Origin of the sequence: Streptomyces sp. NBC_00386 (assembly GCF_036063235.1) — a bacterium.
Classification (GTDB): Bacteria; Actinomycetota; Actinomycetes; order Streptomycetales; family Streptomycetaceae; genus Streptomyces.
Genome location: NZ_CP107950.1, coordinates 9295978 through 9315513 on the forward strand (window position 1 = coordinate 9295978; position 19536 = coordinate 9315513).

Consider the following 19536-nt stretch of genomic DNA (forward strand, 5'->3'; position numbering starts at 1 on the left):
GCCCGGCCGGCGACTCAGGAACCGGGGGAGCGCCCGTCGCCGAGGGGCCACGCCTCGATGTCGCGGTAATGGATCGGTCCGCTGCTGCGGCCGACGTTGCTGCCGACCAGGTGCAGCCGTTCGGCGGGCCACCGGCGACCGGTGAACCCGGCGAGCCCCTGGGCGATCTCGCCCGCCGAGGACCGGTCTCCCCTGCGGGCGCGGGCCAGCGTCAGATGCGGACGGAAGGGCCGTTCCTCGAGGACGACTCCGCAGTCCTTGACGGTGGTACGCACATCCATGGCGAGGGCGTGCAGTTCGTCGAGGTCTCCGTCGATTCCGCTCCACAGCACACGGTCGTCGAAGTGGCCGCCGCCGCGCAGGGCCAGCGAGGGTGACCGGCGGCCCGCCGCGAGGTCGGCGAGCGGCGGTCGCAGGAGAGGAACCGTCCCGACCGGCAGCTCCCCCAGGAACGCCAGGGTGATGTGCCAGTCCTCGATACGGTTCCACCGCAGGTGAGGGTGGGTGCCGTAGGCGGGGCGCAGTTCCCGGGCCAGTTCTTCCTTCGCGGGGTCGGGCGGGGCGAGGGCGATGAACACCCGAACGGTCGCGGGTCGCGTCTGATCGTGCACAGCAGACTTCATACCGCACCTTCCGCCGGTGACGACGCCCTCGCCGTGGGCCATGGGCCACGCCCGGTGTCTCAGATCTCCTCGCGCAGGCCCCACGGCGAGCCGTACTCGTTGAGCAGGTCGAGGAAGGGGCGGGGCGGCAGAGCCTCCGGGCCGAGGACACCGCTCGCCGACCAGGCTCCGCCCGCGATGAGTTCGAGGGCGATGACAGGATTGACCGCCGTCTGCCACACCACCGCCTGAGACCCGTACTCACGCATCGACCACTGATTGTCGACCACGTGATAGAGGTACACCTCGCGAGCCGAGCCGTCCTTCGTTCCCTTGATCCAGGTGCCCGCACAGGTCTTGCCGGTCATGCGGTCGCCCAGTGTGGCCGGGTCGGGCAGACAGGCGGCGACCACATCGCGCGGGGAGACCTCCACCGGCCCGTTCTCCGAAGGGACGGTGACCTTCCTGGTGGAGTCGAGGCCCAGCTCGTGGAGGGTCTTCAGCTTGGCGATGAAGTCGTCGCCGAGGCCGTACTTGAACGTCACCCGGCGGGCGTCGACCCAGCGGGGGATGAGCAGGACCTCCTCGTGCTCGACGTTGACGCACTCCACCGGACCGATGCCCTCGGGGAAGTCGAAGACCTCGGGTTCGCTGAAGGGGGCGGTGGTGAACCAGCCGCGGTCCTTCTCGTAGACCACCGGGGGATTGAGGCACTCCTCGATGGTCGTCCAGATGCTGAAGGACGGGGCGAAGTCGTAGCCCTCGACCGTCAGGTCGGCGCCGTCGCGGACACCGATCTCCTCGATCTCGTCGAAGAGTTCGTCGGCCGCGTACCGGGCGAAGACGTCCGACAGACCAGGCTCCACGCCCATGCCGACGAGGGCCAGTCGTCCGGAACGCTCCCAGGAATCGGCCTGTTCGAACTGCGCGTCGCCGAGCTTGACCCCGCACTGCTCGTAAGGGTGGGTGGCGTGCGGCGCGGACAGGGACATCGCCATGTCGAGGTAGTGGGTGCCCGCGGCACGGGCCGCGTTGAACAGCGGCATCACGAACCGTGGATCGGTCGCGTTGAGAAGCGCGTCGCACCTCTCCTCGGTGAGCGCCCGGCGTACCGCGTCCTCGTCGGAGGCGTCCAGGCGCCTCGCGCTGAACCGGTGCCCGTGCTCCTCGATCGCCGCCACGGCCGCCTCGGCGCGGGCGAGGTCGTAGTCCGCGACCACCATGTGGGTCACGAAGCCGCGACGGGCCGCGATCCGGGTGACGGCTGTGCCCACGCCGCCCGCGCCCACGAGAAGTACTCGCATGTCACACACCTTTCGTCGCCGGGGACGAATGTCTCCGGGCTGGACAGATGCAACGGGATGCCTTCGGTTAAGGTCAATCATGTTGGCATAAGGACTGTCGCCGCACGGTGAGCAGGGAGGGTCGGCATGGCGAAACAGGTGGTGCCGGAGACGGAACGGCGCAGACGCCGGCCGACCCGGCAGGGCACGGTGCTGTCCGAGAAGCTGATCGTGCGGACGGCGTTGCGGATGCTGCGCGAGCACGGCAGCACCGGGCTGACGGCACGCAGGCTCGGCACCGCCCTCGGCGCCGACCCCAGCACCCTCTACCGCTACTTCGCCGGTCTCGACGACCTGACCAGGGCCATCGGCGAGGAGCTGATGGGGCGGGCGCTGGACGTCTGGACGGCCACCGGAGAGTGGCGGGCCGACCTGCGGGCGCTCGGCCAGGCCATTCACGCCTCCTATCTCGCGCATCCCCAGGCCGCCGTGCTGACCGCCAGCCGGGTCACCGGCCGGCCGCGCGAGATCGCGGTGGACGAGACGATCCTGGGCATCCTGCGCGGCGCGGGCTTCCCGGACGTGGACGCGGTCGTCGTCTACCACGCGTTCATCGACCTCACTCTCGCCTTCGCCGCCCTGGACGCCGGGTCGCTGGCGCTGACGGACGAGGCCCGCGCGGCGGACGAGGAGATGTGGCAGTCCACATACGCCGAGCTGCCCGCGGGCACCCACCCGCATATCGCGGCCACGGCACGGCTCCTGGCCGGACGGATGACCCACAGTGCCTACCCCGTCGTCCTCGACACCCTGCTGAACAGCGCGGCCGAGCAGCTCGCCTGGGCAAGCGCCCGGCGCTACCCCGATCCCGCGAAGACACGGAAACCCTGACGCGGGCTCTTATACCAACGGTCTTATGCCAACGCCCATGGGTTTCGTCACGGGGGCGGGAGAGGTCGGGTTCGGCCATGTCATCGGGCCGAGTCCGGATGCGGTCGGGCATATGGACACCGCGAGAGTCGACATGCTCTGATTCCCAGGTTGATCGCTTCGGGTGCGGGCCGGTCTGTTCGAGCACTGGCCGGTTTCTTCGGGCACGGGCCGAAGACCCGTGTCACCTTGCACCTCGCACCGCTGCACCGCCGCACTTTCGGAGGACGCCGCAGCTCGGCCACTGCCCACGAGCGGTCAGGCAACTCCGGATCTCGACCGGCACAGGGGGACATGTCTTCCTGCTGAGAGCAGAACGGATGTGCGTATGAAGACCGCGGCAAGGACATCAAAGACCTCAATGACGTCGAAGACGGCAAAGGCGTCGAAGAGGCGACGGCTGAGATGCGTACGAGGGCGGGCAAGCGTCGCAGCCGTCCTCGCCGTGTCCGCCGCCATGACGCTGACAGGTGCCGACTTACCGTCAGCCGGTGCTGCGCACACTCGGCGCATCCCGGCCGTCTCCTCGGGCAACGCCCGCTTCGAGATCCTCTCGCCCACCCTGATCCGTACCGAATACGCGGGTGACCAGAAGTTCACCGACGAACCGACGTTCAACGCGATCGGCCGCGAAGGGTTCGAGCCGGCCGCGTACAGCGCGACGACGTCCAACGGCTGGCTCACCATCGAGACGAGCGCGATGAGCCTGCGCTACAAGGTCGGCTCGGGTCCCTTCGACGCCCAGAACTTCTCCCTGCGGTCGACGGCGGGCGGCACTCCCGTGGCCTCCGCTCCCTGGCAGCGTCTGACCTGCGCGCTCGGGACCCTGTGCGAGGCCGAGAGTCTTCGTCTCGACGGGCTCTCCGTCGCCTCCGACCACGGCGGCCACACCGGGAGCGGGTTCGCCGCGGGATTCGAGAGTGCAGGCAGTTCGGCATCCGCTGACATCGATGTCAAGGACGGCGGGGCGTATCGGTTCGACCTGCGCTACGCGAACTCCCTCGGCGGTGACGGCCAGACCCGCACCCGCACCTTGACGCTCAGCGTGGACGGCGGCGCACAGCAGACGATGTCCTTGCCGGTCACGGCGAACTGGGACACCTGGAACACCGCTTCGGCAAGCGTCCGGCTCGGCGCGGGCCATCACACCCTCGCCCTGACCCGGACCGCCTCGGACTCCGGCGATGTCAATGTCGACAGCGTCGCGCTCGTCCGGCCCGGCGACACCTACCCGCCCGTCTCCAGCACCGCGATCATGGACTGCGCGTACGGCGCGAGCTGTGAGGCGGAAGCCGGACGCATCGGCGGCGCGGCGGTCGGCGCCACCGATCACAAGGGATACGCGGGCGGCGGCTTCGTCGGCGACCTCCACCAAGGATCGAGTCTGACGACCCACGTGGTCGGCGTGCCCGCCGACGGCGTCTACACCCTCCGGGTGCGGTACGCCAACGGCGTCGGCGGCGACGGCCTCCACCAGCGGCGCACCGCCTCCGTGTCCGCCGCCGGAGCCGGCGACACCTTGTCGTTCCCCACGACGAAGGGCTGGGACGACTGGCAGACCGCCGCGCTCCCCGTCACCCTCACCGCGGGCACCAACGACATCACCCTCGGCTGCCCCGACGCGGCAAGCTGTCACATCAACGCGGACACCGTCTCGGTGGCCGCCCCCGGTACGGCCGCGCCCCCGCCGCACCTCGCGCTCGGCGGATACCGCCGGGGCCTCGACGGTGTGACCGGCAACGAGAGTTCCGTGCCCACCACGCCCGGCCTGCTCAACCAGGACGGCTGGTACCTCCTCGACGACACGACGTCAGCGGTGTACGACGCCACGGCTCACAAGACGGCCCCCCGCCCCGACCACGGCGGCACGCCCTACCAGGACGGCTACGTCTTCGGCTACGGACACGACTACAAGCGGGGACTCACCGACCTGGCCACACTGACCGGTCCGCCCGCACTGCTGCCGCAATGGGCCTACGGCGTCTGGTACTCGGAGTACATCGACCGCACCGCGGCCGACTACGAGAACACCATCCTCCCGGCGTTCCGCTCCGAAGGCACTCCGCTGGACGTCCTGGTGACCGACACGGACTTCAAAGCCGTGAACACCTGGAGCGGTTGGGAGATGGATCCCGCGAAGTTCCCTGATCCCCAGGGCTTCTTCGACTGGTCGGCTTCGCAGGGGCTGCACAACACGCTCAACGTGCACCCGAGCATCCTCGCGTCCGATCCCCAGTTCGCCCAGGCGCAGGCCACGGCCAAGGGCAAGCTGACCAAGGGCGGTTGCGCCTCGGGAGCCGCCGTCGAGGACAACTGCTACACCTTCGACTTCGGCGACCCGGACCAGCTCAAGGCGTACATGGACCTGCACCGGACGATGGACCGGCAGGGCAACGACTTCTGGTGGCTCGACTGGTGCTGCGACGCGTCGCGGTCCTCACTGAGGGGCGTCACCCCCGACGCGTGGATCAACCAGGCGTACGCCACCGCCAGTTCGGCGAACCTCGGCCGAGGATTCGTCCTCTCCCGGGCCTACGGCTCGTTGCAGGCGGCCGGGTACAGCGGCCAGCAGGGGCTGCCGACCGGGCCGTGGGCCGACAAGCGCAGCACCGTCCACTTCACCGGTGACACCTCCTCGACCTGGGGCGCGCTGAAGCTGGAGGTCGGCTACACCCCGGGGGAGTCCGCCGCGACCGGCATGGCGGCCGTCACCCACGACATCGGCGGGCACAACGACACGACAGGGCTCACCGGTTCGGAGAAGTACACCGAAGGCGGGCAGAGCCGCACCACACGCAAACTGCCCGACGACCTGTACGCCCGCTGGGTCCAGTTCGGAACGTTCCAGCCCATCGACCGGCTGCACAGCAATCACAGCGACCGGCTGCCCTGGCAGTACGGGACCGCGGCGCGGCAGTCGGCCGACACGTTCCTCAACCTCCGCGAGAACCTGGTGCCTTACACGTACACCCTCGCCGAGGAGGCGAACCGCACCGGCGTGCCCATCGTCCGCCCCACCTACCTGGAGTACCCCGACGAGCCCCAGGCGTACGCCGCCGCCGACAGCGAGTACTTCTACGGCTCCGACGTCCTCGTCGCCCCTGTGACCACGCCGGGCACCTCCGCCACCACTCCGGTATGGTTCCCGCCCGGCCGGTGGACCGACTACTTCACGGGTGAGACGTACACCGGCGGAGGCATCCAGGACGTCACCACCGGCCTGGACTCGATGCCGGTCTTCATCAAGGCGGGCGGCATCCTGCCCACGCGCACCCACGACGTGAGCGGCAACGACGGGAACCCGCTGACCGACGTCACGCTCAGCATCGCCGCCGGTCGGCCGGGATCGTTGCGCCTCTACGAGGACGACGGAGTCACCGCCCCCAAGGGCAGGAGCGCCACGACGACGATCCGGTACCGGCAGAAGGGAGAGCGTCACACGGTGTCGATCGGTCCGGCGCGGGGCTCCTTCGCCGGTCAGGTGCGGACCCGCCGGTGGACGATCGCACTCATGGCGGCGCACGCGCCCACCAAGGTCTCGGCGACCGGTGTGCACCTGTCCCCGCAGGCGTACCACTGGGACGACACCTCGAAGGTGCTGACCATCACGCTTCCGCGCCGCAGCGTGCGTGCCCCGATCACCGTCACCTTTCAGTAGGGGGTGCAAGTAGCCTCCTGGAGCGACCCGGGTTCCGGTCACGGAGCGGCAGCACTTCGCTCCGTGACCGGCCGCCTTCGACGGTCCGGCCTCGCTCCGCAGGCCGGGCCCTCTTCGACGGCCCGGTCTGACGCCCATGACGCACCGCGCAGGTTCACGGGAGACACCGACGCATGAAGACGCCACCATCGCCGCCCGTGTTGCCGGGGGAGACGCCGACCGACGGATCATCCGTCCGGATCGGTGCTCTCGTACCGCTGACCCGGCCCGGCTGGACCGAGGCGGGCCGACACCTGCTCACCGGGCTCGAGCTGGCCGTTCACGAAGTCAATGACACCGGCGGCATGGCCGGGAAACCCCTCGAACTGCTGGTCCGCGACACCGCGGCCGATCCGCAGAAGGCCGCGGCGGCCGTGGACGAACTGGCCGGGCTGGGCGTGGCCGCCCTGGCGGGGGAGTATCACAGCGTCGTCGCTCGGGCCGCTGCCGCAAGGGCCGACGCCCTCGGTGTGCCGTTCCTCTGCTCGTCGGCGGTGCTCGACACACTGACCGAGCGGCCGACGCCCTGGGTCGCGCGCCTCGCCCCGGCGCAGTCCCACGGCTGGACGATCTACGCGGACTTTCTCCTCGGCGCGGGCCACACTCGTATCGCCGTGGCGACCGAACCGAGTGTCTACTGGGCGTCCGGGGCCGGCATCCTGCGGAACCGCCTCGCCGCACACGGTGGTTCCGTCGTCGAACTCGACATGCGCACGCTGACTCCCGCGGCCGTGTGCGACGAACTCGTCCGCCATCGCGCGACGGCACTGCTTCTCCTGGTCGGCCATCCGGAACCCGCGGTGTCGATCGTCACGTCGGTACGCCGAGACCAGCGCCTGCCCGGGATCACGATCGGTGCTCCGGCCGGGCAGCCGGAGTTCGCCGAATGGGCCACGTCGGCGGGCGACGACGGCGCCGCCGTCCCGTTCCTGCGTTACCTGCCGGAGCGCCTGAGCCCACTCGGCGCGCGCGTCGGGAGCGCCCTGCGTGAGCGGCTGGGCCAGGCGCCCTCCTTCGTCGCCTTCGAGGGCTACGACACGGTCACCGTCCTCGCCGATGTGCTGCGAACCCAGGGCGCGGACCGGGCACGGATCGCCGCGGCCTGGCCGGGTGTCGACGTCGAGGGGACCCGCGGGCGGATCAGGTTCTCCCGTGTTCCGGGCATCAGTGTCTGGCAGTGGTCATGGGCACCGGTCCAGGTCGTCGAGCGAGTACGGGCGGAACCCGGTCGCTTCCGGATCCTTCACTCCGGGTGAGGGGCCCGGGGTGCTCGACGTGGTCGGGCGACTGCCGCGCCGGGCACCCTGGCGGGGCCGGAACGGATCAGGCCGTCGGAGCCCCGGCGATGTTGACCGTCCACTCGACGCCGAACCGGTCCGTGCACATGCCGAACGTGTCGCCCCACATCTGCTTCTCCAGCGGGACCGCCACCTTGCCGCCGGCGGACAGCCTGGCCCAGTAGCCGCTCAGCTCCCCGGCGTCGTCGCCGCTCGGACTCACGGCGAAGTTGTTGCCCGCACGGCGTTCCATCCCCGGCGGGGCGTCGGCCCCCATGAGGACGAAGCCGTTGGGAGCCTCCAGCATGCCGTGCATGCCGTGCATGCCGTGCATGACCTTGCCTGATCCGGCCACTGGCTCGAACGCGCCACAACAAGTCTCCGGCAGTGCAACCATTCGTACCCCGAGCATGTCTTCCCTAGTGAAATAGTGTGTCCCCTTCACCAGGAGCAACTGGGGGCGTCATGCACCACCACCCATCCCGCGCAGCCATAGTCGCCGGCGTCGTTCTCACCGCCGTCGGCGCCACGATCCCCGCCTCCGCGGTCACCCAGCCGAAGGCAGCCGCGACGCCTTCGTCCCCCGCGCGCATCGTCAACGCCCGGTGGGCCGGGCACTGCACCTACGACCGGCTCGTCATCGACGTCCAGGGCGGCACCCCGTCCGTCGCCGTGAGCCGGGTCAGCACACTCCGCTACGACCCTTCAGGGAAGAAGGTCCCGCTCACGGGCAAGTACTTCCTGTCCATCAGGCTGTCCCCTGCGGTCGCTCACGACAACGCGGGCAAGTCTGTGTACAAGGGCCCCCGACTGGTGAAGATCCCGTTGTACAAGCTGAAGGGTCTGGCCCTGACCGGGGACTTCGAAGGGGTCGTCTCCTTCGGAACCGCGTTCCAGACCAAACCCGCGTACAAGGTGTTCAAGCTGCACAGCCCGGAGCGTGTGGTCCTGGACTTCAACCACACCAACCGGTGCGGCTGACTGCCGGACCGTCGGCCGAGAGCGCCGCTGAGCGTTCGGACGGCAGGCCCGGACCCCTTTGTCGGGGTCCGGGCCTGCCGTGCTGCTGTTTTCCTCCCCCTGGCCAACACCGTGGTGCAGACTGCTCGTTGACGTGCGGACGAGGGTGGGGGGAGCCGGTCGTGCGGCAGGATCTGGCGGTCAACCTCGTGGCCTCACTGTTGGCGTTCGGCGTGGGCTGGCTCGGCCGCGCCCTGCTTCACCACTACCGCACGAGGACACCGGCGGCGCGTGTGTGGCGGCTGGACCGGGACCGCCGGGTCGTGATGGTCGTAGGGGAGTCGGGCGGGCCGTCGTCCGCGTACCCGAAGATCCCGGAGACCGATGCCCTCGCGGCCATGAACCTGCGGCAGTTCCTCTCCCAGGACCTGGGGTTGCACGAGGCTGCGACGGTACGGGCCAGGGCCTTCGCCATGGCGTCGGACGCCGAGGAGAACCTGGTCGTGATCGGCGGGCCGGTGCACAACGGCGTCTGGACGCTGATGACCGACCGGCTCGACCCGCCGTACGTCTTCCGGCAGTTCCCCGACGAATACCGCATCGTCGGCGTGGAGAGCGGCGAGGAGTACGGCGAGTCGGACGTGGACACGGCGACCCTCGTGGATCACGCCGTCGTCGTGCTGGCGCACAATCCCTTCGCGGCGGGGAGCCGCTTGATCATGATCGCGGGCTGCGCGCTCCTGGCCACCTCGGGCGCGACCCAGCTCTTCGCCCGCGGTGAGATCCGCGCACTGGCCAAGGCGTACGACACGACGTCGCCGCTGGCGCTCGTGGTCCGTGTCGAGAGCGTCGGCGGATACGTGCGCCGGCCCGAGGTCGTGGCAGCCGCCAACTTCCCCCAGGCCCCGGCGACCCGTACCGCTCCGGCCACGCGCCCCTGACGTCCGGCGGACCACGAGGGGAGTGGTCCGGAGCCGCGTGCTCGGACGCCGAGAAGGGGCGGGTGGGCGCCGTGTCCTCGGCTGCTCGCCCGCCCCGGTCTCCCCGGACCTGATGGGTCGCGCTCTATGGCGCGATCTCGAACCGCGGGGGCTGAAGGCCCGCGAGGCAGGACTTGTCCGGTGCCGTCGGCGTGTCGAAGAACGACCGGGTGATCGTCTGCGCGCAGGGTGATTCGGCGAACGCGACGTGGGCGACGTACGGGATCTTGACGGTGGTGGAGCGGCTCAGGGTGCGCGCCACGTAGGGCCCGTTGCTCGGCGCGGTCTGCGCGTCGAAGCCGGCCGACATGACCAGGGTGGGGATGTCACTACGTACGACGCTGCGGACGGCACGCGGTTGTGCGGGGACGTTCCAGGCGCGGCAGTCGTCGTGGAGGAAGGCGAGCTGCGGCGCGTTGGCGAGGACGGAGCGGGGGAACGTGGGGAACACGCGCCGTCCCGCCCGGATCACCTCGGCCTGGGTCTCGTACGGTGTCCACTCGCCGCAGAAGACGCCGTAGGCGAGCCCGTGCGCGACCCGGCCGACAGCCTGCGGGCTGAGCTTGCCCCCGGCCCACTGCTCGGCGATGCGCTGCGGGTTGCCGTGCGCCAACTCGTCGATGGAGCGCGGCACTCCGGGCGCCAGGTGGGTGGCGGAGGTCAGCCAGGTCACCAGCGTGCCGCCGTCGATGACGACCTTCACCGGTCCGGGCTGTCCGGGGACGGTGACGTGGGTGGTGACCGGATGGGCTTCGAGCTTGCTCACCAGGCCCTGGAAGGTCCTCGACAGATGGGGATAGCGCTGGTTGCACGCGGGCTGCTGAGCGCAGGCCGCGAACAGGCCGTCGAAGCCCTCGCGCGCGGCCTTCCAGGTCACCGCGCCCCCGGCCAGGGAGGGCGGCAGCACGCCGTCGATGCCGACGGACCGGACGCCCTGCGGGTGCGTGCGCATGTACGTCAGGGCCAGGTCAGTGCCGTACGAGATGCCGAACACGTTCCAGAGCCTGATGCCCAGGGCGACGCGTAGGTCGGCGTAGTCGGCGGCGCTCTCGGTGGTGTTGTAGGCGCCGAGGTCGGCGGTGCGCCGCACCAGTCGGTCGCGGCAGGCGCGTGTCGCCTGCACGTGCAGACGCCCGGTGGAGGGGGCGTCGAAGACCAGGCCGACGGCGCGGGCGTTGAACTCGTCGATGTTCGGACAGGTGAGCACCGGGTCGGCGGAGTAGGTCCCGCGCTGGGACATGAAGATGACGTCCCGGTCGCGGTTCAGGCCGCCGTCGACCGCCAGTTGGGCCTCGGAGACGGCGTCGTCGCCGGGCCCGCCGGCCAACCACACGATCGGGTCGGACGCGTGCCTGCGGGTGGCGGCCGGCACGATGGCGACGGAGAGGGTGATCTTCCGCCCCCGGGGGCGGGAGCGGTTCTCGGGCACGGTGAGCGTGCCGCAGTTCGCCCCGGCCAGAGGGGGGACGGGGTCCGCGGTCCGTGGACAGGGGCCCGGTACGAAGCGGGAGTGGCCGGCCGTCCGGGCGACCGCGCCCGGTGTGGTGGTGCCGGACTCGGCCTCGGCGGGGGAGGCGGCGAGACCGGCGACCAGGAGGCCGGCCGTGACCCCCGCCAGCGCGGCGGGGAGCCGTCGCGCGTTGCTGCGACGGCGCGGCGGACGGATGGACGTCATGACTTCTCCAGAGCGGGGACGATGGTGAACGGTTTCGGCGTCAGGCCCGCGACACAGCGGGTGTCGGGCGCGGTGGGACGCGTGAGGAACGAGGTCAGGACGCTCGCCGCGCACGGCGACTGGGGGACCACCCAGTGGCCGATTCCGGGAATCCGCACAGTGGTCGAGCGGTACAGCGTGCGGGCCGCGTACGTGCCCCAGCGGGCCCCCGTCTTGGCGTCGAACGTTCCTGAGAGCACGAGCGCCGGCACGTTGCTGACGGTCGTCACCCGCTGGACCGGGGTGCGGTCCGGGACGTTCCAGACGCGGCACGCCTCGTGCTGGAAGGGGAGCTGGGGTGCCTGGGCCAGCACCGAGTCGGGCCACCCGGGGAAGGCCCGGCGGCCGGCCGCGAGCAGGTCGGCCTGCGAATAGCCCGGCACCCACTCGCTGCAGGCCACGGACTGCGTGAGGCCGTGCGCGAACTCGCCGATGACGGGTGTGGCGCCGGCGGCGCGGGCACGCGCGAAGCGCTCCGGATCGCCGTGGGCGAGTTCGTCGAGCGCCGCGGGTACGTCGACGGCCGGGACGGCGTTGGCGACGAGCAGATTGACGAGCGCGCCTCCGTCGAGGACGACCCTGACCGGCGCGCCTCCCGCGGGAGGCTGTGCCATCACCGTCAGGGGGTGCGCCTCGAGCCGCCGGACCTGTTGGGTCAACGTGCGCGAGAGGTTCGGGTAGCGGTTCCTGCACGCCGGCTGGGCCGCGCAGGCGGCGAAGATGGTGTTGATGCCTTCCTGCGCGCTGTCCCAGGTCCACGGCAGACTCACGATCCGGGGAGGTACCACCGAGTCGATCGCCACCGAACGGATGCCCTGGGGGTGGCGGCGGAGGTAGGTGAGCCCGAGGTCGGTGCCGTAGGAGTACCCGTAGACGTTCCACCGGCGGATCCCGAGCGCCTTGCGCAGGTCGGCGAAGTCGGCGGCGTTCTCGGTGGTGTTGTAGGCACTCAGGTCGACGCCTTCGCCCGCGAGACGGTCCCGGCACTGTTCGGTCGCGCGCACCAGGCGCCGTCCGGTCGACGCCGCGTCGTAGCGCAGCCCGACGGACTCCGCGTTGAAGCGGTCGATCTCCGGGCAGGCGAGGTTCGGCTGCGCGTAGAGCGTTCCGCGCTGGGTCATGACGATCAGATCGCGGTCCTGGTTCACGCCCGCGCCGATCACGAACGGCATGTCGTCGAACGCGTCACCCCCGGGACCGCCGTTCATGAACACGACCGGATCCGCGCCTGGCTTCGCCGAGACGGCCGGGATGATCGCGACGGCCAGCCGGACCGTCCGCCCGCCGGGGCGGGCGCGGTTCTCGGGAACCTCCAGGAACCCGCACCGTCCCGGGACCGGCTCGGGCGTCTCCGGGCAGGGGCCGGGTACGAATCGTGCGGGCGCCCCGGGCCGCGGTCCGCTCTCGGATGCTGTCACGGCGTGGCCAGGTGTCGGGGCCAGGACACCGAGCAGGGCCACGCCCGCCGTGACGACAGCCAGCCTGGTGCGTGCGTGCCGGGAGCGCCGCCGCGTGGACCGGTACGGTGTCCGCACCGGTTCGGCCCCGGAGCCGCCGCGATGGACGTCGCCCACGAGCCGGCCACCGCCGCCCCCGCCACTCCAGTGACCGACGTCCCCGCTCCCGCTGTTGCAGCTACTGCCGCCGTCTCCGCTGTTCCGGGGCTCGCCGCCCGCCCCGCCGACGGTGGGCGGACAGCCCGTTCCGATGCCCTGTTCCCTCATGTGATCCCGTTTCTCTGACGTCCCCGGCCACGCCGATGTCGCGACGCCGGCGCAGGGCTCCGCCCGCCACCGCCTGCTGCGGGCGGGCACCACGTGGGCCAGCCTGGACGCGTGGCCAGAGGTCCACCACTCATGGGCTCCACTCGGAGCAGTCCTTGATCGGGGGCGCGTTCGCGGGCGCGCGGCCGCGACGGAGCCCCCGCTCGCGGTGGAGAGACTGCCCCAGAGGGCGGCGGGACCGCGGGGCGCGAGCGCGGTGACGGCCGCGGGGGAGACGGCGAGGCCGAACCCGTGGAGAGCTCGAAGCGGGCAAGGGAGCGTCTCAGGCGAGGCGTTGACGGTGGACCAGGGCACCTGGACCCCGGCCCCGACGTCGTACGTGTACCAGTGGTACTGCAACGGCAAGTGGCGTCACGGCGCCACCAGGTCCACGTACAGGCTCACGACGAGCGACCGCGGGCGCGACATCACCGTCAAGGTGACCGCCAAGAAGATCGGCCGCACCACCGGCACGGCCACCACCAAGAAGGTCCGTGTCAGTTGACGCGGCGCGCCCAGGGGGCCCGGCTGCCCGTCCGGCGGCCGGGTCTCACGCCCGTTCACCGCGGGTCATGATGGTCCGGAAAGCCCGTGAACGTCTTCCGGCAGTGCATCACCAACTCGCGGATCGGTGGATTGTGCGCGTTTTTCCAGAGCAGGGCGAGCAACGCCGGCGCCTGGACATCGGCGATCGTGCGGCCCGTGAGCCGGTCGCTGTGGTTCTCGGCCATCGAGGCGCTGAGGACGGCGACGCCGAGCCCGCGGGCGGCGAGGCCGGCGATGGCGTCCGCGGCGCTGGCCTGCAGCGCGATCGTGGGCCGGAGGTTCTGCGCGGCGCAAGCCTGGTCGAACACCGCACGCAGGCCGGTGCCCGGCGGCATGCACACGATCGGGTAAGGCATCAGGTCGCGCAGGGTGACGCGCCGTCGCTTCTCCAAGGGGTGTCCGGCCGGGACCGCCGCGGTGAGCCGTTCACTGATGACGGTCAGCGAGTCCAGCCCGTCGGGGGCGGCGTTCGCGGCGCCGACGAGCGCCAGGTCGACGGTGCCGTCACGCACCCCGTCGACGAGCCTGTCGGAGCCGTCCTCCAGCAACGAGATCTCCACACCGGGATGTGCCGCGTGGAACGCGGCGAGGGCGTCGAACAGCGGGGCGAGGGTGCAGCCGATGACCATTCCGACGGTGAGCCGGCCCCGGACCAGGCCGGTCACCTCGCCCACCGCCTGACCGACCGCCCCTGCCGCGGCGAGTGCGGCACGGGCGTGGTCCAGTGCCGCGGCCCCCGCGACGGTGAGGGTCACGGTGCGGGCCGACCGGTCGAACAACTCGGCACCGAGTTCCCGTTCGAGCTGCCGGATCTGGGCGCTGACGCCGGACTGGCTGATGTGCACCCGCTCGGCGGCGCGGGTGAAGTTCCGCTCCTCGGCGACCGCGACGAAGTACTCCAGCTGCCTCAGGTCCATGACTGTTGATTCTAGTTCGCAGAAGATCCATCTGTTGGACTTCTGGAAGGCGGACGGCCACGCTGGGAAGTGCCGGAGCCCAGCCCCAGGAGGAACCCATGCCGGAGTACGAGAAGGCCATGCGACCCGAGGACATCACCCGCTTGTTCGTCGAGCGGTCCAACGCCGGTGACGCCGCCGGAGTCGCCGCGCTCTACGAAGAGGACGCGGTGATGGCCTTCCCGCCCGGCGAGCTGACGGTCGGGCGGGAGGCGATCCGCGCGCTGTGGGAGAAGGTGCTGGCCGCCGCTCCCCGCTTCGAGCCGGAACCGCCCCTGCCGACGCTGGTCAGCGGCGACATCGCTCTCACCTCGACCCCGCCGAAGGACGGGGCGGGCGCCCGGGCGCAGGTCGTCCGCCGCCAGCCCGACGGAAGCTGGCTGCGCCTGCTGGACCAGCCCGAGTTCACCCCGCCCGCCCGCTGACCCCGGAGCGGTCACCGGGTCTGGGTGCGGCCGGGCGGGTACTGCGGGCACAGGCGCCTGTAGGGCGTGTCTCCGACGTGTCGTTCCCATTCCTGGTGCGTGAGGTTGCGGCCCGCCCTGCGGCACAGTTCGTCGGCCCATTGCCGGGGTACGGGGATGATCCTGGCGGCCCTGTCCCAGGAGGCGGTGGCCAGGAGCGTGCCGTCCGGGCTGAACGCCACCGAGGTGACCCAGCCGGCCGTGGCGCCGAGGGTGGTCACGAGGTGTCCGTCCCGTACGTCGAAGAGGCGTGCCGGTGCCGTACGGTCCCGGCTCCCGATCGCGACCATGCTGCCGTCCGGGCTGAACGCCACCGTCGTCACCGGGGCGTCCTGCCGTGCGAGGGTGCGGACGACGGAGTGGGCCGCGATGTCCCACAGGCGTGTGGTGCCGTCGTTCGTGGCGATGGCCAGGGTCTTCCCGTCGGGGCTGAACGCCGCCCCGTTGACGATGGCGCCGACGTCGAAGCGCGCGGTGGTGCGGTGAGTCCGCAGGTCCCACAGGCGGGCCGTGCCGTCGGCGGACGCCGTCGCCAGCGTCCTTCCGTCGGGGCTGAACCGCACCGCGTCCACCCAGCCGTCGTGGCCGTGCAGGGTGCCGACGCAGCGGTGGGTGCGGGTGTCCCACAACCGGGCGGTGCCGTCGGTGGAGGCGGTCGCCAGCGTCTTCCCGTCGGGGCTGAACGCCACCGAGTCCACGGCGGCGACATGCCCTCGCAGGGTGGCGAGGGCGCGGTGGGTGCGGGTGTCCCAGAGGCGCGTACGGCCCTCTTCGTCTCCGGTCGCCAGCACGGGGTCACGGGGACTGAACCCCACCGCGAGCACGTGCGGTCCCTGGGGGAGTACGGCGACCGTACGGCCGCTGTCCGGGTCCCACAGCCGGGCGGTGCCGTCCCTGCTCCCGGTCGCCAGCGTGCGGCCGTCGGGGCCGAACGCCACGGCATCGAGGTAGCCGCTGTGACCGGTCAGTTCCCTGAACGCCCGCCGGACCGCGATGCCCCATGTCCGGGCGGTGCCGTCGGAGGAGGCCGTGGCGACGGACTTCCCGTCCGGACCGAAGGCCACCGCGTTGACGGCGTCCGTATGGCCCTCCAGGACGGAGCCCTTCCGGGTGCGCAGGTCCCACAGCCGGGCGGTGCCGTCCCGGCTTCCGGTCACCAGCGTGCGGCCGTCGGGGCTGAACGCCACCGAGCTCACCACGCGTGTATGTCCGTGCAGAGCGGCCGAGGAACGCCGGGTGCGCACGTCCCAGAGGCGGGCCGCGCCGTCCGCGGAGCCCGCAGCCAGCGTCCTGCCGTCGGGACTGAACGCCACGGAGAACACCTCTCTCCCGTGACCGCGCAGGACGGCGGTGCCCCTGTCGCTCCGCAAGTCCCACAGCCGGGCCGTGTCGTCCCAACTGCCGGTTGCCAGCGTGCGGCCGTCGGGACTGAACGCCACCGAGCCCACTCTGCCGGTGTGGCCGGTCAGGGTGGCGAGCGGTCGGCCCGTACGGGATTCCCACAGCTGCGTGGTGCCGCTTTCCGAACCGGTGGCCAGGGTCCTGCCGTCGGGGCCGAACGCGACGGAGGTGACCGGGCCCGCGTGCGCCGTCAGCCGGATGACGCTCTCACCGGTGCGGGCGTCCCAGAGGCGGGCGGTGCCGTCGAGGGAGCCCGTGGCCAAGGTCTTCCCGTCGGGGCTGAAGGCCACGGCGGTGACCTCGCCGGTGTGCCCGGTGAGAACGGTCGCCTTCCAGCCGTGGTCTGCACGCCACAGTCGGACGGTGTGGTCCCTGCCGCCGGTGGCCACCCCGCGGCCGTCGGGGTTGTACGCCACCGCGGTGACCCCGCCCGTGTGGCCGATCAGCGGCCGTACAGGGTGCACGGGTGCCGCCAGGGCGCCCTGCGCGCTCGCGGCGGTCGTCGCGTTCGACCGGAAACGCAGCCCGGCCAGGGCCAGGAGGCCGGCCAGCTCGGGCCGGGTCGCGAGTGCCGCGCGGGAGTCCGCCGCAAGGCTGCTCGCTCTGGCGGTGCGACTCTGGTCGTCGGCCGTCCTGCGCTCGGCCTCGGCGGTCCGCCACTGCCAGCCCGCCAGCAGAGTCGCGGTGAGCGCGGAGACGACCAGCAGCGCGAGGACCGCGGTGAGACGTCGTAACCGCCGATTGCTGCGCAGCGCGGCTTCGGCCCGCGCGGTCGCCGCCTGGATCTCGGCCCGTGCCGCCGCCTCACTCTCCGCCAGGAACGTGCTCTCCAGCGGATTGAGGTCGGCACGCCGCCCCTCTGCCATGTCCGCGGCACGGACGAGCCGGTGGCCGCGGTACAGGCTCCCCGGATCGCGTCCGAGAGCCTGCCAGGACTCGGCGGCGGCAGTGAGGTCGCGGTGCGCCCGCAGCCAGTCGCGGTCCTCGGCGAGCCAGCCACGCAGCAGATCCCAGGCCCGTACAAGCGCCTCGTGCGTGATCTGGACGACCCCGTCGTCGGCGGTGACCAGACGTTTGTCCACCAGCCGTTCCAAGGCCACCCGAGCCGGACCGCCTTCGTGGGCCAGTTCGTCCTCGCGGACCCTGCGGCGCACCGCCTCGCCGCCCTCGTCCACCCTGACCAGCCGGAGCAGCAGCCGCCGGGCCGCCTGCCGCTGGTCTGGGTCGAGGGCGTCATACGTCCCCTGAGCCGTATTGGCCACCGCGTCCCGGATTCCGCCGGACGCCCGGTAGCCGGCCAGGGTCATGCAGCGGCCGTCGCCCTGTGCCCAGGTCGCCCGCAGCGCATGCGCCAGCAGCGGCAGGGATCCGGCGTCGTGACCGCCGTCCTGAACGCCCAGGTCGCGCAACAGGGTTTCCACCAGACCGGGTTCGAGTTCCAGACCCGCGGTGCGCGCCGGGCCCACGACCGCCTCGCGAAGTTCCGGCTCGCTCATCGGCCCCAGGACGAGACTGCCCGAGCCGACCACTCCCGCCAGTCCCGGTACGGCGATGCAGCGGTGGAAGTAGTCCGCGCGCACGGCCAGCACCACCGGGGCCGGCCCGCGGCCGCCCGCCTCGCCGGCGGCCCGCTCGATGAGGCGGGCCACGAAGCGACGCCGTTCCTCCCGATCGGCGCACTGGGTGAAGATCTCCTCGAACTGGTCGACGATCAGCACTGGTTGACTGGTCCGACCGTTCTCGTCCGCCGGCGGCCGATCGAGCCCGTCCAGCCGGCGCAGCGCCTCCAGCGGGTGCGGGCCGGGGGTGATACGCAGCGCCGTCGAGGCACCGGCGTCGTACGGGGACAGCTCTCCTCGGCGCAGCGCCGGGACCAGGCCGGCACTCAGCAGGGAGGACTTGCCGGCCCCCGACGCTCCGGTGACGAACAGCGGCGGTCCGCCGTCGAGGCGGTTCTTCAGGAGTCTGAGAAGTTCCTCGACCTGAGCGGTGCGACCGAAGAACCAGACGGCGGTGTCCTCGGTGAAGGCGTGCAGTCCCGGATAGGGGCATCGTTCGTCAACGCGACCTTGAGTGCCGCCGGATCCTCGGTCGGAACCGGTGGGGCGGGCCAGCAGGCTCTTCAGCGCCAGATAGTCGCCGAGCAGGCTTTCCGTCCGGTTCTGCGTCTCCCTTCGGTCGATCTTCAACCGGGCCAGGCACGTGCTGACGTACGAGTCGAACAGGGTGCGGTCCGGAACCCTGGTGCCCCGGCCGTTCTCGAGGTCGGAGATGGTCGAACCGGCCCAGCCGTTCCGGCGGGCCAGAGCCTCCTGGGTCAGGCCGGCTTCGACACGCAGCTCACGCAGATGCCGCCCCAGCAAGGCACGCCGCACGCTCGCCTCGTCGCTGCCGCCCGGGGCCGGCGTCATCCGCTCACCCGGTGGCCGGAGCTCCGGTGAACTCCGGCGCCACCGTGCCGGAACCGCCTCCGGCCTGCGCGTTCACCCGGTGATTCCGGCATCGACCGCCACCGGGGCCGGTCCTCCCCGCTCCGGTGCAGGCTGGCCCCAGCCGAACTCCCCCGATCGCTCACGGGTGTTCGGCCGACCGGAATACCAACAGTCACGCTCTGCCTCCCCGCCGCTCACGCGATGCCGTCAGGAGCGTATGCGCTGGGCCCGCACAGGTGTCTCGGTTCGCCACAAAAGGGGCTTCGCGTGCTCCTTTTCACCGATTGCTCCACAGCGATCGGCAGCCGCCGCCACGAAAGGACCAAGATGAACAACGAAGCGAACGACCGGGTGAACGAGGACGCCGAATCCGGTAAGCGCCGCGGCCAGGACGACGGCCCCACCGCCCTGCGCCTCGGCCGCACGGCCCTGTTCGGCCTGGTGCGCGGGATCGCCACCGCGACCGGTTCGGCGTTGATCGCCGGGATCATGTGGTGGACGCGGGACCATTGACCTCCCGGGGTGGGTCCG

General features: G+C 71.5%; 15 protein-coding genes. 8 read left to right on the forward strand and 7 right to left on the reverse strand.

The window, feature by feature from the left end:
• Positions 1–14: 14 nt before the first annotated feature.
• Positions 15–623, reverse strand: a complete 609-nt coding sequence (gene thpR / locus OG780_RS40680) for an RNA 2',3'-cyclic phosphodiesterase (RefSeq protein ID WP_328456890.1) — start codon at positions 621–623, stop codon at positions 15–17.
• A 59-nt stretch (positions 624–682) separates the two neighbouring features.
• The gene (locus OG780_RS40685) at positions 683–1906 is read right to left on the reverse strand and encodes a saccharopine dehydrogenase family protein (protein WP_328456892.1); all 1224 of its coding nucleotides are present in this window, start codon (positions 1904–1906) and stop codon (positions 683–685) included.
• Between the two features lie 126 nt (positions 1907–2032).
• Here OG780_RS40685 and OG780_RS40690 point away from each other — a divergent pair, with 126 nt between their 5' ends.
• The 3 genes from OG780_RS40690 (at position 2033) to OG780_RS40700 (ending at position 7768) form a co-directional block, all read left to right on the forward strand.
• A complete protein-coding gene (locus OG780_RS40690) occupies positions 2033–2776 on the forward strand; it encodes a TetR/AcrR family transcriptional regulator (protein WP_328456895.1) in 744 nt (247 codons plus the stop codon).
• Between the two features lie 496 nt (positions 2777–3272).
• Positions 3273–6473 (forward strand): TIM-barrel domain-containing protein, encoded by a 3201-nt coding sequence (locus OG780_RS40695; RefSeq protein ID WP_328456897.1) that lies wholly within the window; start codon positions 3273–3275, stop codon positions 6471–6473.
• A gap of 173 nt (positions 6474–6646) precedes the next feature.
• Entirely contained in the window at positions 6647–7768 is a 1122-nt protein-coding gene (locus OG780_RS40700; RefSeq protein ID WP_328456899.1) for an ABC transporter substrate-binding protein, read from the forward strand.
• A gap of 67 nt (positions 7769–7835) precedes the next feature.
• On the opposite strand, the gene OG780_RS40705 is transcribed toward OG780_RS40700, so the two are convergent.
• The gene (locus OG780_RS40705) at positions 7836–8123 is read right to left on the reverse strand and encodes a VOC family protein (RefSeq protein ID WP_443062273.1); all 288 of its coding nucleotides are present in this window, start codon (positions 8121–8123) and stop codon (positions 7836–7838) included.
• Between the two features lie 131 nt (positions 8124–8254).
• Between OG780_RS40705 and OG780_RS40710 the strand changes: the two genes are divergently transcribed.
• Both OG780_RS40710 and OG780_RS40715 read left to right on the forward strand, forming a co-directional pair.
• Entirely contained in the window at positions 8255–8770 is a 516-nt protein-coding gene (locus tag OG780_RS40710; protein WP_328456901.1) for an AMIN-like domain-containing (lipo)protein, read from the forward strand.
• A 161-nt stretch (positions 8771–8931) separates the two neighbouring features.
• Positions 8932–9690: a hypothetical protein gene (locus OG780_RS40715; RefSeq protein WP_328456903.1), complete on the forward strand. Its 759-nt coding sequence runs from the start codon at positions 8932–8934 to the stop codon at positions 9688–9690.
• Between the two features lie 124 nt (positions 9691–9814).
• Here the strand turns inward: OG780_RS40715 and OG780_RS40720 are convergent, their stop codons facing one another.
• Together OG780_RS40720 and OG780_RS40725 are read right to left on the reverse strand one after the other, a co-directional pair.
• Positions 9815–11404: an alpha/beta fold hydrolase gene (locus OG780_RS40720; RefSeq protein ID WP_328456905.1), complete on the reverse strand. Its 1590-nt coding sequence runs from the start codon at positions 11402–11404 to the stop codon at positions 9815–9817.
• Positions 11401–12651: an alpha/beta fold hydrolase gene (locus tag OG780_RS40725; RefSeq protein WP_443062352.1), complete on the reverse strand. Its 1251-nt coding sequence runs from the start codon at positions 12649–12651 to the stop codon at positions 11401–11403. The genes OG780_RS40720 and OG780_RS40725 overlap by 4 nt, the downstream gene beginning before the upstream one ends.
• Positions 12652–13507: 856 nt before the next feature.
• On the opposite strand from OG780_RS40725, the gene OG780_RS40730 reads away from it, so the two are divergent.
• On the forward strand, positions 13508–13711 hold the full coding sequence (locus OG780_RS40730) for a glycoside hydrolase Chb (protein ID WP_328456909.1): 204 nt from the start codon (positions 13508–13510) through the stop codon (positions 13709–13711).
• Between the two features lie 55 nt (positions 13712–13766).
• On the opposite strand, the gene OG780_RS40735 is transcribed toward OG780_RS40730, so the two are convergent.
• The gene (locus tag OG780_RS40735) at positions 13767–14669 is read right to left on the reverse strand and encodes a LysR family transcriptional regulator (protein ID WP_328456911.1); all 903 of its coding nucleotides are present in this window, start codon (positions 14667–14669) and stop codon (positions 13767–13769) included.
• 98 nt (positions 14670–14767) lie between these two features.
• Between OG780_RS40735 and OG780_RS40740 the strand changes: the two genes are divergently transcribed.
• Positions 14768–15133: a YybH family protein gene (locus tag OG780_RS40740; protein ID WP_326790070.1), complete on the forward strand. Its 366-nt coding sequence runs from the start codon at positions 14768–14770 to the stop codon at positions 15131–15133.
• Between the two features lie 11 nt (positions 15134–15144).
• On the opposite strand, the gene OG780_RS40745 is transcribed toward OG780_RS40740, so the two are convergent.
• Positions 15145–18984, reverse strand: coding sequence for an nSTAND1 domain-containing NTPase (locus OG780_RS40745; protein ID WP_328456918.1), 3840 nt, complete (start codon positions 18982–18984; stop codon positions 15145–15147).
• A gap of 348 nt (positions 18985–19332) precedes the next feature.
• On the opposite strand from OG780_RS40745, the gene OG780_RS40750 reads away from it, so the two are divergent.
• Positions 19333–19518: a hypothetical protein gene (locus OG780_RS40750; protein WP_328456919.1), complete on the forward strand. Its 186-nt coding sequence runs from the start codon at positions 19333–19335 to the stop codon at positions 19516–19518.
• The last annotated feature ends 18 nt before the right edge of the window (positions 19519–19536 follow it).

Coding starts and splice junctions, on each gene's coding strand:
- thpR (WP_328456890.1), bottom strand. CDS start 623: ATGAAGTCTGCTGTGCACGATCAGACGCGACCCGCGACCGTTCGGGTG.
- OG780_RS40685 (WP_328456892.1), bottom strand. CDS start 1,906: ATGCGAGTACTTCTCGTGGGCGCGGGCGGCGTGGGCACAGCCGTCACC.
- OG780_RS40690 (WP_328456895.1), top strand. CDS start 2,033: ATGGCGAAACAGGTGGTGCCGGAGACGGAACGGCGCAGACGCCGGCCG.
- OG780_RS40695 (WP_328456897.1), top strand. CDS start 3,273: ATGACGCTGACAGGTGCCGACTTACCGTCAGCCGGTGCTGCGCACACT.
- OG780_RS40700 (WP_328456899.1), top strand. CDS start 6,647: ATGAAGACGCCACCATCGCCGCCCGTGTTGCCGGGGGAGACGCCGACC.
- OG780_RS40705 (WP_443062273.1), bottom strand. CDS start 8,123: ATGCACGGCATGCACGGCATGCACGGCATGCTGGAGGCTCCCAACGGC.
- OG780_RS40710 (WP_328456901.1), top strand. CDS start 8,255: ATGCACCACCACCCATCCCGCGCAGCCATAGTCGCCGGCGTCGTTCTC.
- OG780_RS40720 (WP_328456905.1), bottom strand. CDS start 11,404: ATGACGTCCATCCGTCCGCCGCGCCGTCGCAGCAACGCGCGACGGCTC.
- OG780_RS40725 (WP_443062352.1), bottom strand. CDS start 12,651: ATGAACGGCGGTCCCGGGGGTGACGCGTTCGACGACATGCCGTTCGTG.
- OG780_RS40735 (WP_328456911.1), bottom strand. CDS start 14,669: ATGGACCTGAGGCAGCTGGAGTACTTCGTCGCGGTCGCCGAGGAGCGG.
- OG780_RS40740 (WP_326790070.1), top strand. CDS start 14,768: ATGCCGGAGTACGAGAAGGCCATGCGACCCGAGGACATCACCCGCTTG.
- OG780_RS40745 (WP_328456918.1), bottom strand. CDS start 18,984: ATGACGCCGGCCCCGGGCGGCAGCGACGAGGCGAGCGTGCGGCGTGCC.
- OG780_RS40750 (WP_328456919.1), top strand. CDS start 19,333: ATGAACAACGAAGCGAACGACCGGGTGAACGAGGACGCCGAATCCGGT.